Raw genomic sequence first — 14,505 nt, 5'->3', positions numbered from 1 at the left:
ACCTTTTATGGACTCACCTGATTGTGAGTCAGGTTCCATCGCCGCGTGCTGCGGCGGAACATCGCAATTACCCCGCAGCTTTCATCCGGTAGTGGCTGACGCCCCATTCGGTTCCATCGGCATAGCCGAACAGGCCCGATGTCGCGAGCAAGTACCAGCGCCAGCGCCGCATCCACAGGCAGGTCTGTTCGCCATAGACCTGGCGCAGGGACGGCTCGATCGCATCCCGATGCCCGTCGAAATTGGCAAGCCAGTCGTTGGCGGTGCGCTGATAATGCGTGCCGCTCCAGCACCATTCCTTCTCGACCGTGAAGATGTCGTGGAATTGCCTGACGAGGTGATGGCTCGGCATCAGCCCGCCCGTGAAGACGTGCTGCGCGATCCAGTCCTCGCGATCGAGCCGGTCGAACAGCTGCGAGCCGGAGCGATGGGTGACGATCTGCATGAAGAAGCGCCCATCCGGCGCGAGCCATGACCGCAGCCGCGACATCAGCTTGCGCCAGTTCATCATCTGCTCGAACATCTCGACCGAGACGATGCGGTCGAACTCGCCGTCGGGCGCGAACACGTTCATGTCCGCCGTGACCACGCGCAGGTTCAGCAAACCGCGCCGCCGCGCCTCCTCCTCGACATAAGCGCGCTGCGCCTGCGAGGTCGACACCGCCGTCACCTTGGCGTGCGGAAACTGCCGCGCCATCCACAGCGACAGCGAGCCCCAGCCGCAGCCGAGCTCGAGGATGGTCTGGCCGTCGGCGAGGCCGGCATGCTCGACCGTCTGGCGCAGCGCCTCCTCCTCCGCCTCCTGCAAGGTGGTCGCATCGGTCTTGTAGAAGCAGCAGGAATTTTTGCGGCTCGGGCCCAGCATTTCGGCGAAGAACGCCGCGGGCACCTCCTCACGCCCGGCCTCCGCGTTCTCGGCGACCGGCCGCAGCATCATCCGCCCGGCGAAAGCGGCATCGGCGGCCGCATCATGCGCGGCGAGGCGGGTTGCGCTGCGGGAGCACAGGCGCTGGATCGCGGCGCGAATCAAGACGTCCGGCAGCGGCACGCGTTCGGCAGTCCCGATGATCGCGGAAACGACGCTCATGCGCCCCCCGAATGGCGAATCTCTGCAGATACCTTCTTATCAAAGCCCCGCTTCCGGTCCGGGTTCCCGAGCTGTCCCCGAAATCGGCGCATCCGGCGCTTTTTTTGAGCCGGCGCTGTGCCATAGTGCGCACCGCACGCAAGCTTTTGGAATGGATGATACCGGCCATGCCGTCAGGCACCTCGCCCCGCTCCCCCATGGATATCGAGTACACAAAGCTATCCTCACCCAGCGTTTTTCTGGTGCGGATGCTGGTCTTCCTGGTGCTGTGCGCGCTGGTCAGCGTGGTGCTCTACAAGCAGATCATCCAGGCCTTCTTCGCCAATCCCGGCCTCAATGCTCTGATCGGCGGCGTGCTGTTCATCGGCATCATCCTGGCCTTCCGCCAGGTCATCCGGCTCTACCCTGAGGTCTCCTGGGTCAACAATTTCCGCATCGCCGATCCTGGCCTGGCGCCGGCCCGGCACCCGAAACTGCTGGCGCCGATGGCGGCGATCCTCGGCGGCGAGCGCTCCGGGCGGATGTCGATCACCCAGACCACCATGCGGCATTTGCTCGATTCGATCGCGACGCGCCTGGATGAAGCCCGCGACATCTCGCGCTACATGACCGGCCTCCTGGTCTTCCTCGGCCTGCTCGGCACCTTCTGGGGCCTGATCGAGACGGTCGGCTCGGTCGGCAAGGTGATCGACGGGCTCAAGGTCGGCGGCGATTCCGGCGCACTGTTTGACACGCTGAAGGAGGGCCTCGCCGCCCCGCTCGGCGGCATGGGCATCTCGTTTTCCAGCTCGCTGTTCGGCCTCGCGGGATCGCTGATCCTCGGCTTCCTCGATTTGCAATCGAGCCAGGCCCAGAACCGCTTCTATACCGACCTCGAAGACTGGCTCGCCACCACCGTGCGCGAATATGGCAGCGGCGAGGTCGCGGTCGCTTCCGGCGGCGGCGGGGTCGCCAGCGGCGAGCTCCAGGCCGCGGTCGAACGCTTACGCTCCGTGCTCGAGGAAGGCAGCGCCAGCCGCGGCACCACGGCGGCGATGGCGAGCCTTGCCGAAGCCATCCAGGCCCTGGTCTCGCACATGCGCACCGAGCAGCAGATGATCCGCGAATGGGCCGACGGCCAGGGCGAGCAGAACCGCGAGATCCGGCGTCTGCTGGAGCGCATCGCCCGCCAGCCGGAAAAGAGCTGAGACGATCTCGTGCCCCGGACGCGACGCAGCATGAAATGATGCGTCGCTGAGCCGGGGCCCAGCGTCAGGGACAATATGGTCCCGGCTCTGCGAAGCAGCGTTACACGCTGCATCGCGTCCGGGACGAAGGTGGAGACGGACAACATGGCTCTAGCGCGCGGCCGCCGCAGCGAAGGCGCCTTCAACTACTGGCCCGGCTTCGTCGACGCGCTGTCGACGCTGGTGCTGTCGATCGTGTTCCTGCTGTCGGTGTTCCTGGTGGTGCAGTTCTTCCTGTCGCAGGAGGTCACTGGCAAGGACAAGGCGCTGGAGCAGCTCAATGCCAAGATCGCCCAGCTCAACGAGCTTCTGTCGCTGGAGAAGCTCGGCAAGCTCACGCTCGACGACCAGGTCTCGCAATTGAAGGCCGGCCTCGCCTCGGCCGAGACCGAGCGCGACCGCATCAAGGGCCTCTACGATGGCCTCGCTGCCGCCGGCAGCGACGCGCAAGGCAAGTCCTCCGAGCTCGGCAAGGCGCTGGATTCGGAGAAGGCGGTCTCGGCGCGGGCGCTGGCCCAGATCGAGGTGCTGAACCAGCAGATCAGCGCGCTCCGGCGGCAACTGGCGGCGCTGGAAGAGGCGCTCGATGCGAGCGAGAAGCGCGACAAGGAATCGCAAAATCGAATTGCCGATCTCGGCTCGCGCCTCAACGTGGCGCTGGCGCAGCGCGTGCAGGAATTGTCGCGCTACCGCTCGGAATTCTTCGGCCGGCTGCGCGCCATCCTCGGCAACCGCCCGGACATCCGCATCGTCGGCGACCGCTTCGTGTTCCAGTCCGAGGTGTTCTTCGACACTGGCCAGGCGGTGCTTCTGCCCGAGGGCCGCGCCGAGCTCGACACCTTGGCAGCCGCGCTGATCGAGCTCGACAAGAAGATCCCGAGCGACATCCCCTGGGTGCTGCGCGTCGATGGCCACACCGATGTGCGTCCGGTCAACGGTCCGAACTTCAAGTCGAATTGGGATCTGTCCGCGGCCCGCTCGATCTCGGTGGTGCAATATCTGGTCTCGCTCGGCGTGCCCGCCCAGCGCCTCGTCGCCGCCGGCTTCGGCGAATTCCAGCCGCTCGATCCCGGCAACACGGAGGAGGCCTACAAGCGCAATCGCCGCATCGAGCTGAAGCTGACGGAGCGGTAGTGAGCGCGATCCACCTCCGTCCCTACCGACCCGAGGACGAAGCCGCCGCGATCGACCTCTGGCATCGCACCTGGCAGCAGGCCTATCCGCAGATCGACTTCGCGGCACGGCTGGAATGGTGGCGCGAGCGCTGGCTGAGGGATCTGGTACCGAAGGCGTCCATTGTCGTCGCCGAGCAGAATGGTGCCCTCACCGGCTTCGTCACCATCGACGGCGACGGCTATCTCGACCAGCTCGTGGTCGACCCTGATCACTGGGGCTCGGACGCCGCCCGGCTGCTGGTCGACGAAGCGAAACGCCTGTCGCCATCAGGCATCACGCTGCTCGTCAACAAGGACAATTCCCGCGCCATCCGCTTCTACGAGCGCAACGGCTTTGCCCATGCCGGCGACGATGTGAACCCGACCTCGGGCCGGCCGGTGCTGAAGATGGCCTGGCGGGCGTAATTCTGGCGGGCGTGAGGCCTGTCACGCAGGGATCCTGCGAGGTCGGTTATTCGTTGTGTCAGCGATGACAAGCGAATGGAGGCGATCGATGCAGCTGCGCGATCTTGCCAAGGGTTCCTCGGTGTTTCTGGGCGTCATCGTCGCCGGATATTTATCGACGACCTATGTCGACCAGCGTTTTGCTGCGCCCGAGGTCTCCAAATCAACAGAGACGGCATCAGCCTCAGCCTGCGTCGGAGAGGACGGCAGCTGGAAGAACTGGCCGTGGCCAAACGTGCCTGCGCTCTCGCCGAAGTGCAAATAACTTACGTACGCGAAGCTTCCGCCGCAATCTCAACTGTCATTCCCGGCGAAGGCGGGGAATCCAGTACGCCGGGGCTTCTCGATTGATCACGACTGTCTCGGAGTACTGGATCGCCGCTTCCGCGGGCGATGACACCGTCGTTGTGGTGACGCTCGCAGCGCCTCACGCCCCCTCGAACTGCAACCGCGCCAGCCGCGCATAGAGCCCGTTGGCGGCCACCAGTTCGGCATGCGTGCCCTGCTCGACGATCTTGCCCTGGTCCATCACCAGGATGCGGTCGCAGGACAGCACGGTGGCGAGGCGATGCGCGATCACCAGCGTGGTGCGGTGGCGCATCAGCTCTTCCAGCGCGGTCTGCACCAGCGTTTCGCTTTCGGCATCCAGCGCGGAGGTGGCTTCATCGAGCAGCAGCAGCGGCGCATCGCGCAGGATGGCGCGTGCGATCGCGATGCGCTGGCGCTGGCCGCCGGACAGCGTCACACCGCGCTCGCCGAGCGGGGTGTCGAAACCTTCGGGCAGGCGGCGGATGAATTCGGCGGCGTGCGCGAGCTCGGCGGCGCGCTCGACCTCGGCATCGGTCGCATCGGGCCGGCCGAAGCGGATGTTCTCGCGGGCGCTGGCGGCGAACACGTTCGATTCCTGCGGCACCAGTGCGATGCACGCACGGAAGTCGCGCGGATCGGCGGATTTGACCGGCACGCCATCGAGCGAGATCGCGCCGCTGCGCGGGTCGTAGAAGCGCAGCAGCAGATGAAAGATCGTGCTCTTGCCGGCGCCGGACGGACCGACGATCGCGACCTTCTCGCCGGGGCGCACCGTGAATGACACGGCATCGAGCACATTGACATCGCGCCGCACCGGATAGGCGAAGCTGACGCGGTCGAAGCCGACCTCGCCGCGTGCCGGCACCGGCAGCGCGCGCGGCGCCGCAGGCGCCTTGATGTCGGGCTCCACATGCAGGATCTCGAACAGCCGCTCGGCCGCGCCGGATGCCGCCGAGACCTCGCCCCAGACCTCGCTGAGCTGGCCGAGGCCGGCTGCGGCGAACACCGCATAAAGCACGAACTGACCGAGCCGGCCCGGCGAAATCGCGCCCGTGAGGACGTCATGCGAGCCGATCCAGAGGATCGCGACCACGCTTGCGAACACGATGAAGATGATGATGGCGGTGAGCACGGCGCGCGCCTGGGTCGAGGTGCGCGCGGCCTCATAAGCCTGCTCGACCTCGCCGCCGAAACGCTTCTCGGCGAATGGCTCGCTGGTATAGGCCTGGACGGTGCGGATCGCGCCGACCAGCTCGCCGGCATAGGCCGAGGCGTCGGCAAGCGTGTCCTGCGCATTGCGCGACAGACGCCGCACCCAGCGCCCGAAGGCGACCAGCGGCAGCACGATCAGAGGAATGGCCAGCAGAACGAAGCCCGACAGCTTCGGGCTGGTGATCACCATCATCGCCGCAGCACCGAGGAACATCATCAGATTGCGCAGCGCGATCGACACGGAGGCGCCGACGGCCGATTTGAGCTGGGTGGTGTCGGCGGTGAGCCGCGAGATCAGCTCGCCGCTGCGTGCGGAATCGAAGAAGGCGGGAGACAGCGACAGCAGATGGGCGAACACGTCGCGCCTGAGATCGGCGACGATGCGCTCGCCGATCGTCATCACGAGGTAGTAGCGTGCGGCGCTGGCGAGCGCGAGCACGCCGACCACCGCGAGCATCACCGAGAAGTAGCTGTTGATCAGCTCGATGCCTTCGGGCGTCAGGCCGAAATCGATCATCCGGCGCACCGCGACCGGCACCAGCAGCGTGGTCAGCGCCGCGACCGTGAGTGCGACGAAGGCCAGCGCCGCCCGACCGCGATAGCGGTTCACATAGGGCGCCAGCGCGAGCAGAGGCCGCAGCTTGGCGCGACCCTTGGCCGGCTCTTCGATCAGTTCGGCCTCGATCGAGGGCGTGTCCGCGGCGTTCATTCCGGGCTGATCGGCATACTGGTCATCAAGCCGTTCCACTGCGCTCATGAGATCCAACCCATTGCATTCGTTTGCTCCCAATAGGCCGGGGCAAGGGTAGTGGCAAATCCGGGAAGTCCCTTAGGGGGCAAACCCGGTTCACCGGCCGGGATGGCTTGTTTTAGCGGGTTTCGTGCGGTATAGAGCCGCCCAAATCCGTCATTCGATAGCCACCCAAGAAGGCGCCGGGGCGCCGAGGAATTGCCATGAAAGCCGAAATTCACCCGAACTATCATACAATTAAGGTCGTGATGACCGACGGAACCGAGTACCTGACCCGCTCGACCTGGGGCAAGGAAGGCGACACGCTGAACCTCGACATCGACCCCAAGTCGCACCCGGCCTGGACCGGCGGCAATGCCCAGCTGATGGATCGCGGCGGCCGCGTCTCGCGCTTCCAGAAGAAGTTTTCGGGCTTTCTCAAAAAGGATTGATCCGGCCCGCAAAGGCTGGAGACGAAAAACGCCCCCGGAAAACCGGGGGCGTTTTTTTGTTTTCTGTGGCTGTCATTCCGGGGCGGCTCGCAGAGCCGGACCCGGAATCTCGAGATTGCGGGTTCGCGCGCCGCGCGCCCCGGAATGACGGCGTGAGACTTATCGCTCGAACGCCGCCTTCAGCGCGTTGAGGTGCGGCACCAGCGGATTGCCGATCGCGATGTGTTCGGCCGGCGGTGTGTGGATGGTGGTGTCGAGGCGGCGGACGCGGGTCTGCAGGCTCATCGAGCGATGGATCAGGTCCTGGAGCTGCGAGGGCAGCTTCTCGATGGTGTCGGTGGGGCCGGGATCGGCGGCGCTGAGCTTGACCTTGGTCTTCTCGCGATTGGCCTGGCTCAGCGTCATCTCGCCCTCCTTCACCGCGCGGTGCAGCAGCAGCCACGAGGCGAGCTGCATCAGGCGGGTGGTGAGACGCATGCTCTCGGTCGCGTAGGTGAGGCTGACGGCACGGTCGAGCGCCTTGGCCTCGGTGCGGCCAGCGCCGTCGAGATAGGCGGCGGTCTCTTCGACGAGGTCCATGCCCTCGCGGAACAGGACGCCGAACGCCGCAGAATTGGTGAACCGCTCGCTGAGTTGAACGAGAGCGCCGTCGGCCTGCAAACGTTCCATGGTTAACGCCTCTTACGCAACTGTTTGACTGCCCGGCTTTGGCGCCGGCTTATGATGAACAAATCATTGCGCGGGCGGGACGCGGAGTCCAGTGACAAGCGCTGATATGGTTTCCGCGGGTCATTCCTCGGAATGCAACTGGGCGGAGACTCTTGTTTTGACGCATATTCTTGACGCGAAGCGGTAGCCACGCCGCTCGAAACCCTGTGCGCAAAACGCAAAAAAAGAGCCGCCGGAGACCGGCGGCTTTGAAAGTTGATAACAGGGAGGCGTCAAACAGAGTGGACAGGAGCCACTCGGTGTCCAAACGAGGACAGTTCCAGTCATAAACCCGAAAGCTTAATCGACCGTAAACGAGCGAATTTTTTGAGGGTTCGTTAGCCATGTCGGCCAGTGACCGAGCGGGACAGGGAACAAAACTCGCAGTCGTCCCCCCGGCGCACGTCAGGCGTATTTTGCGTAGGCTAGCGCAACACATTCCGGTGTCGTCCCGGACAAGCGTAAGCGCCGATCCGGGACCCATAACCACAGGCGGACGTGGTGACGAGGACTCGGAGTTGCCGGTCTTGCGCAACAACTTCGCCCTGGGAGTATGGGTCCCGGATCGGCGCGCGCTTGGGGCGCGCTTGTCCGGGACGACAAGCTGCTGGCGCCCCCCTACGACTTGAAAATACTGTTCGCCGCATCGCGCGAGGCGCGCTTCTTCGTGGCGGCTTCTTCCAGCCTTGCGATCTCGGTCTTGAGCAGCGTGACGCGCTCGGTCAGTTCCTCGACCGACAAGAGTGAGAGGTCCTGGCCGATTTCATGGCTGATCTTCTTGCGCGGGCGGTCGTCGTCTTCCGTCGCCATCCTCGTCCCTCCCAAAGTTCGCGCACACAATGTTGAGGCGGTTGCCAGCTTGGATCACGCTGGCTAAGCAAGGGCCTCGTTTCCGCACCTTCACCCAAGGACACATCATGGACAAGCTGCCCGCGCAAATGACCGTGGTCGCCATCTCCAAGCCCGGCGGACCGGAAGTGCTGGTGCCGGAACAACGCAGCATTCCGCAGCCCGGTCCTGACGAGATCCTGGTCAAGGTGATGGCTGCCGGCGTCAACCGGCCCGACGTTGCACAGCGCTCGGGAGCCTATCCGCCGCCGCCCGGCGCCAGCGACCTGCCCGGTCTCGAGATCGCGGGCGAAGTGGTTGCCGTCGGCAGCAATGCCAAGCGGCACAAGATCGGCGACAAGGTGATGTCGCTGGTCGCCGGCGGTGGCTATGCGCAGTACTGCATCGCCCAGGATGCCCAGGCGATGAGCATACCGCCCGCGCTGTCCATGAAGGAGGCCGGCGCGCTGCCGGAAACCCTGATGACGGTCTGGCACAATGTGTTCGAGCGCGGTGGCCTGAAGGCAGGAGAGACGCTGCTGATCCATGGCGGCTCCTCCGGCATCGGCACCATGGCGATCCAGCTGGCGAAAGCGTTCGGTGCGAAAGTGTTCGTCACCGTCGGATCGCAGGACAAGATCGACGCCTGCCTCAAGTTAGGCGCCGACCGCGCCATCAATTACAAGACCGAGGACTTCGTCGCCGTCGTCAAGGAAGAGACGGGCAAGGCCGGCGTCAATCTGATCCTCGACATGGTCGCCGGCGAATATGTCGACCGCAACTATGATGCCGCCGCGGTCGACGGCCGGATCGTACAGATCGCGACCCTCAACGGGCCCAAGGTCAACGTCAACATCGCCAAGGTGATGGTGAAGCGCCTGACCCATACCGGCTCGACCCTGCGCCCCCGTAGTAATGCGGACAAGGCGGCGATGGTGGCCGCGATCGAGCAGAAAGTGATGCCACTTTTGCGCGAAGGCCGCGTCAAACCGCTGATGGACAGCACTTTCCCGCTGGAAAAGGCTGCCGATGCGCACCGGCGCATGGAAACGAGCGCACATATTGGCAAAATTGTGTTGGAGGTCTAGGCCAACGGCCCACGGGAGACGCCGGAAACCCTTTGATTTTCCTCGCTTTCGTGGCATCTATCGCGACGCACCGAACCACTTCCGTTCGGTTTGAAATCGTCTTCACTGAAGAGTTTGCGTCGAACGCGGAGAACTGGCCTTGCGTCTGATCAGGTGCCTCGCGCCCATCGCGCTGGGCCTCATGATTCTTGTCGCCGCGTATCCCGCGCGCGCGCTCGACGCCGTCAGCGTCCGCAGTGACGCGCCCGCGATCGACCTCACCGGCGTGCTCGAGCATCAGCGCAGCGATGCGGACCGCATCCAGGTCTCCACCGCGCCCGGCACCGACGGCATCGTCCGCCGCATCGAAGTGCGCGCCCGCGAGGGCGGCCAGAACTGGGTGGTGTTCGCGCTCGCCAACAACACCGACGACCAGCTCGACCGCCTGATCGTCGCCCCGCATTACCGCATCGTCTCCTCGGGGCTGTTGTGGCCCGACCTCGGCCTGTCGCGCATTGCGACCATCACGCCTTCGACCGGCGACCGGCCGGAGCGGCAGGAAAGCCCGACCGCCGACGTGTTCCGCGTCACGCTCGACCCCGGCGCCGTCATCACCTTCGTCGCGGAGCTGCGCACCGACAAGCTGCCGCAGCTCTATCTGTGGGAGCCGGAAGCCTACAAGGACAAGGTCAACTCGTTCACGCTGTACCAGGGCATCGTGATCGGCATCTCGGGCCTGCTGGCGCTGGTGCTGACCATTCTGTTCGTCGTCAAGGGCAGCATCATGTTCCCGGCCGCCGCAGCGCTGGCCTGGGCGGTGCTGGTCTATATCGGCGTCGATTTCGGGTTCTGGGGCAAGGTGCTCGACATGTCGAACAACGCCGAGCGCATCTGGCGCGCGGCGGGTGAAGCGATCTTGGCGGCAACGCTGCTGGTGTTCCTGTTCGCCTATCTCAATCTCAGCCGCTGGCACGTGCGCTATTCGCACATCACGGTGGGATGGCTCGCGTTCCTGGGTTCGCTGGTGGCGCTGGCGCTGTTCGATCCCGCGGTGGCCTCCGGCATCGCGCGCATTTCGCTGGTGCTGATCGCCTTCGCGGGCTTCGCGCTGATTGTCTATCTCTCCACCCACGGTTTCGACCGCGCGGTACTGTTGATCCCGACCTGGTTCCTGCTGGTGGTCTGGGTGGTCGCGGCCGGCATGACGGTCGCAGGTTCCGTCACCAACGACATCGTCGGCCCTGCGCTGCTCGGCGGCCTCGTGCTGATCGTGATGCTGATCGGGTTCACGGTGATGCAGCACGCTTTTGCCGGCGGCGGCGCCACCACCGGCGTCGTCTCCGACATCGAGCGGCGCGCACTGGCGCTGGCCGGGTCCGGCGATCTGATCTGGGACTGGGACGTTTCCGCCGACAAGGTCTTCACCAGCCCCGAGACCGAAGCCCTGCTTGGCCTCAAGCGCGGCACGCTCGAAGGGCCCGCGGCCTCCTGGCTCGAAGTGCTGCATCCGCTCGACCAGGATCGTTTCCGCGCCGCGCTCGACAGCGTGCTCGATCAGCGCCGCGGCCGTCTGGTGCAGGATTTCCGCCTGCGCACGCCGGACGGCCATTTCATGTGGTTCGCGCTGAAGGCGCGCCCGGTGGTCGGCTCGGACGGCGAGGTCTCGCGCGTGGTCGGCACGCTCACCGACGTAACCGAGCTGCGCAACGCCGAGGAACGCCTGCTGCACGATTCCGTGCATGACAACCTCACCGGCCTGCCCAACCGCAAACTGTTCATGGACCGGCTGGGTGCGGTGGCGCATTTCGCCAAGACCATGCCGACGCTGCGACCGACGCTGATGGTGATCGACCTCGACCGCTTCAAGCAGGTCAACGATTCCGTCGGCATCGCCGTTGGCGATTCCATCCTGTTGACGCTGGCCCGCCGCCTCACCCGCATCCTAAAGCCGCAGGACACGCTGGCGCGGCTCGCCGGCGACCAGTTCGGCCTGATCCTGCTCTCGGAGCAGGACCCGGCCCGCATCACCGCCTTCGCCGAGACCATCCGCAAGACCATCCGCGCGCCGATCGCCTTCAACGATCGCGAGATTTTTCTCACGGCCTCGATCGGTCTCGCCCTTTCCGATCCGCAAGTTCAGCTCACGGACGAGATCATCAAGGATGCCGAGCTTGCGATGTATCACTCCAAGCGCATCGGCGGCGACCGCATCGACGTCTATAAGCCCGCGATGCGCGCGCGGAAGACCGATCGCCTGACGCTGGAGAGCGAGCTGCGCCGCGCCATCGAGCGCCAGGAGCTCACGATCCTGTATCAGCCGATCGTGCGGCTCGAGGATCGTTCGGTCGCGGGCTTCGAAGCGCTGGTGCGCTGGGATCACCCGAAGCTCGGCCGCATGGCGCCCTCGGAATTCATCACCATCGCCGAAGAGACCGGCCTGATCGTCGACCTCGGCATGTTCGTGCTGGACCAGACCGCCAAGCAGCTCTCGATCTGGCAGCGCGCGATGCGCTCACGCGAGCCGATCTTCGCCTCCGTCAACGTCTCGTCGCGGCAATTGCTGCGCCACGATCTGATCCACGACATCCGCACCGTGCTGTCGCGCTCATCGGTGGCGCGCGGCACGCTCAAGCTGGAATTGACGGAATCGCTGGTGATGGAGAATCCGGAGCACGCAGCGCAGATGCTGACGCGGATCCGCGAGCTCGGCACCGGGCTCTCGCTCGACGATTTCGGCACCGGCCATTCCTCGCTGGCCTATCTGCAGCGCTTCCCGTTCGACACCATCAAGATCGACCAGTCCTTCGTGCGCACCACCAATCGCGGCACACGGCCGGTGATCCTGAAGTCGATCATCGCGCTCGCACACGACCTCGGCATGGACGTGGTCGCCGAAGGCGCCGAGACCGATTCCGACGCGGTCGAGCTCTACCAGATGGGTTGCGAATACGCGCAAGGCTTTGCCTTCGGCGAGCCGATGGACGCGGACGCGGCGATGCGCCTGCTGACGGAAGTGCGGCTCGAAGCGGCGAGCTAGGCGCTCGTCCCTCCCCCGAATTCGGTCTCGTAGGGTGGGCAAAGGCGCACTTGCGCCGTGCCCACCATCCATCCAGCACTGCGACGGAAGTCGTGGGCACGCTTCGCTTTGCCCACCCTACGATACTGTTGGATATGGAGAGACCTTCACCCACCTGACCGGGTACTTCGCCGCTACCGCCGCCCGTCCTTCTTCATCTTCGTGAACCGCACGCTCTGGCCATCGGGCATCCGCACCGCCTTGAAGCCTGCGGCAAGGCACGCTTCGCGTTGCGGCATCTGGATGTCGGGGCTGCGCAGGCTGTCCCACCATGAGGCGCGATTGGCCGCGCGCGGCAAAGCCGCGCCGATGATCTCTTCGATCTGTTCGAAGCTCAGGACGAATTCGGCCTGCTTCTGCCGCAGCAGAAAGTCGCGCAACGCGTCGTAGTCGTTCACATCAGTCCTCTCGTCCGAACCCCAACCTGCTCAAATGAGCCTGCTCACATGCGGGCTGCCTAAAACCGTGAGCGGCGTAAACCGATTCTTAACTCACTACGGCAGCGCTGTTCCACCTTAAACACTACTCAAGATTTCGGGCGCATCCACTAGGGGATCGGGAGCAAACGATGCTGTCTGAATGGCGCGAAGTCATGGCCCGCCGGCCGTGGCGGATTTCGGCGAAGCTGCTGATCATCTCGTCCGTGGTGACGGTGATCGGCTTTTCCGCCATTTGCGTCAACGTCATGCTCGACATGCGCCGGGGCGAGGAGGCGCTCGCCCGTCAGACGCTGGAGAACCTCGCGACCACCATCCAGTCCGACGTCAGCCGCAACGTCGAGATCTACGACCTGGCGCTGAAGGCGGTCGCCAGCAACATGCTGCTGCCCGAGCTCGCGACCGTGTCGAAGCCGATCCGTCACCTGATCCTGTTCGATCATGCGACGACGGCAAGGCATTTCGGCGCCATCCAGGTTTTCGACCCCGAGGGCAGGCTGGCCATCGACGCCTCCACCCTCGATCCCCTCCCCGAGAACCGGAGCGAGGAGGAGTATTTCAGGGTTCATCGCGACAACCCCGACGTCGGGCTCTTCATCAGCCGCCCGATGCTGTTCCGCGGTGCCTACGCGATCGTGCTGAGCCGTCGCATCAGCGATACCGACGGCGGCTTCCTCGGCGTCGTCGCCGGCTCGATCCGCTTCAGCTATTTCCACGAATTGTTCGAGCGGCTGAATCTCGATCCTGAAGACACCATTACCGTGCTCAGGCGCGACCGCACCATCATGATGCGTCGGCCGTTCGATCTCGATATCATCGGCACCAACCTGAACGACCGGCGGGCCTGGAAGCCCGACAATCTCCCGGTCGGCACCTCCTATTCGGGACAGGGCCCGGTCGATCCGACGCCGCGGCTGTATGTCCGCAGCGCCGACAACGGTCCTCTGTTCGTGGTGGCGGGCAAGCCGCTGACCGCGGTTTTCGCGCTCTGGCAGAAGGAGGCGTATCGCATCGGCGCCGTGGTGCTGGCGCTCGCGCTGTTCGTGCTGGGATCGACGCTGGTGCTCGCGCGCGAGATCGGCCGCCGCGCCGAGGCCGAGCGCAAGCTCGAGGAGATGGCGACGACGGACGCGCTCACCGGCCTGAAGAACCGCCGCAAGTTCGATTCCGTCATCGACGTCGAATGGCGGCGCGCGATGCGGCAGAAGGCGCCCGTCGCGCTGCTGATGATCGATGCCGATCACTTCAAGGCCTACAACGACACGTTCGGCCATCAGGCCGGCGATCAGGTGCTGGTCGGCATCGCCATCTGCATTTCCGATTCGGTGAGCCGGGCCGGCGATTGCGCCGCGCGCTATGGCGGCGAGGAATTCGCGGTGCTGCTGCCCAACACGTCTGCCACCGATGCCTTCAAGGTCGCCGAGACGATCCGCCTCAAGGTGCAGGGCTGGTCTGACGACGAGGTGATGTTGACGGTCTCCTGCGGCGTCGCCAGCCTCGTTCCCACCGCTGGCATGGACTGGGCGATCCTGGTCGCCGCCGCCGACAAGGCGCTCTATGCCGCGAAGGCGGGCGGACGTAATCAGTCGATTGTTGCGAGCCTGCCGAAGCTGTCGCTGGTGGCGTGAGGGGGACTAATCACCGCTATTGAACGCGACGCGATCCACACCAACGGCGTCGTCCCTGCGAACGCAGGGACCCATAACCACAGGGAGTGGTTTGGCGAAGACTTGTCGTTCGGTACTACTGCAAAA

At 65.0% G+C, this 14,505-nt stretch carries 13 protein-coding genes; 8 read left to right on the top strand and 5 right to left on the bottom strand.

Features of this window, described 5'->3' with window-relative positions:
• Positions 1–67: 67 nt before the first annotated feature.
• Positions 68–1,087, bottom strand: a complete 1,020-nt coding sequence (locus tag RAD04_RS04325) for an SAM-dependent methyltransferase (RefSeq protein ID WP_461622785.1) — start codon at positions 1,085–1,087, stop codon at positions 68–70.
• Positions 1,088–1,254: 167 nt separating this feature from the next.
• Between RAD04_RS04325 and RAD04_RS04320 the strand changes: the two genes are divergently transcribed.
• From RAD04_RS04320 to RAD04_RS04305, 4 genes are all read left to right on the top strand, one after another.
• Positions 1,255–2,274, top strand: a complete 1,020-nt coding sequence (locus RAD04_RS04320; protein ID WP_165637246.1) for a flagellar motor protein MotA — start codon at positions 1,255–1,257, stop codon at positions 2,272–2,274.
• A gap of 144 nt (positions 2,275–2,418) precedes the next feature.
• Positions 2,419–3,447 (top strand): peptidoglycan -binding protein, encoded by a 1,029-nt coding sequence (locus RAD04_RS04315; protein WP_461622784.1) that lies wholly within the window; start codon positions 2,419–2,421, stop codon positions 3,445–3,447.
• Positions 3,447–3,893 (top strand): GNAT family N-acetyltransferase, encoded by a 447-nt coding sequence (locus tag RAD04_RS04310; RefSeq protein WP_461622783.1) that lies wholly within the window; start codon positions 3,447–3,449, stop codon positions 3,891–3,893. The genes RAD04_RS04315 and RAD04_RS04310 overlap by 1 nt, the downstream gene beginning before the upstream one ends.
• A gap of 88 nt (positions 3,894–3,981) precedes the next feature.
• On the top strand, positions 3,982–4,197 hold the full coding sequence (locus RAD04_RS04305) for a hypothetical protein (RefSeq protein WP_461622782.1): 216 nt from the start codon (positions 3,982–3,984) through the stop codon (positions 4,195–4,197).
• 162 nt (positions 4,198–4,359) lie between these two features.
• Here RAD04_RS04305 and RAD04_RS04300 read toward each other — a convergent pair whose 3' ends face one another.
• The gene (locus tag RAD04_RS04300) at positions 4,360–6,210 is read right to left on the bottom strand and encodes an ABC transporter ATP-binding protein/permease (RefSeq protein WP_461622781.1); all 1,851 of its coding nucleotides are present in this window, start codon (positions 6,208–6,210) and stop codon (positions 4,360–4,362) included.
• Between the two features lie 197 nt (positions 6,211–6,407).
• Between RAD04_RS04300 and rpmE the strand changes: the two genes are divergently transcribed.
• Positions 6,408–6,635 carry a 50S ribosomal protein L31 gene (gene rpmE, locus RAD04_RS04295; protein WP_007599895.1) on the top strand — a complete coding sequence of 76 codons (228 nt, stop codon included), beginning with the start codon at positions 6,408–6,410 and terminating at the stop codon, positions 6,633–6,635.
• 159 nt (positions 6,636–6,794) lie between these two features.
• Here rpmE and rcdA read toward each other — a convergent pair whose 3' ends face one another.
• Together rcdA and RAD04_RS04285 are read right to left on the bottom strand one after the other, a co-directional pair.
• Complete coding sequence (gene rcdA / locus RAD04_RS04290) at positions 6,795–7,304, bottom strand: protease adaptor protein RcdA (RefSeq protein ID WP_018318720.1); 510 nt, start codon at positions 7,302–7,304, stop codon at positions 6,795–6,797.
• A gap of 657 nt (positions 7,305–7,961) precedes the next feature.
• Positions 7,962–8,153, bottom strand: coding sequence for a DUF1192 domain-containing protein (locus RAD04_RS04285; protein ID WP_461622780.1), 192 nt, complete (start codon positions 8,151–8,153; stop codon positions 7,962–7,964).
• Between the two features lie 107 nt (positions 8,154–8,260).
• Between RAD04_RS04285 and RAD04_RS04280 the strand changes: the two genes are divergently transcribed.
• Together RAD04_RS04280 and RAD04_RS04275 are read left to right on the top strand one after the other, a co-directional pair.
• A complete protein-coding gene (locus RAD04_RS04280; RefSeq protein ID WP_461622779.1) occupies positions 8,261–9,259 on the top strand; it encodes an NAD(P)H-quinone oxidoreductase in 999 nt (332 codons plus the stop codon).
• A 139-nt stretch (positions 9,260–9,398) separates the two neighbouring features.
• Positions 9,399–12,275, top strand: coding sequence for an EAL domain-containing protein (locus tag RAD04_RS04275; RefSeq protein ID WP_018318723.1), 2,877 nt, complete (start codon positions 9,399–9,401; stop codon positions 12,273–12,275).
• A gap of 173 nt (positions 12,276–12,448) precedes the next feature.
• Here the strand turns inward: RAD04_RS04275 and RAD04_RS04270 are convergent, their stop codons facing one another.
• Positions 12,449–12,712 (bottom strand): DUF7662 domain-containing protein, encoded by a 264-nt coding sequence (locus RAD04_RS04270; protein WP_461622778.1) that lies wholly within the window; start codon positions 12,710–12,712, stop codon positions 12,449–12,451.
• A gap of 170 nt (positions 12,713–12,882) precedes the next feature.
• Here RAD04_RS04270 and RAD04_RS04265 point away from each other — a divergent pair, with 170 nt between their 5' ends.
• On the top strand, positions 12,883–14,379 hold the full coding sequence (locus RAD04_RS04265; protein WP_461622777.1) for a sensor domain-containing diguanylate cyclase: 1,497 nt from the start codon (positions 12,883–12,885) through the stop codon (positions 14,377–14,379).
• Positions 14,380–14,505: the final 126 nt, after the last annotated feature.

The organism is Bradyrhizobium sp. 25ACV (assembly GCF_054863005.1).
Note: the sequence above shows the minus strand (reverse complement) of the source record. Positions and strands in the feature narration are given on the sequence as shown.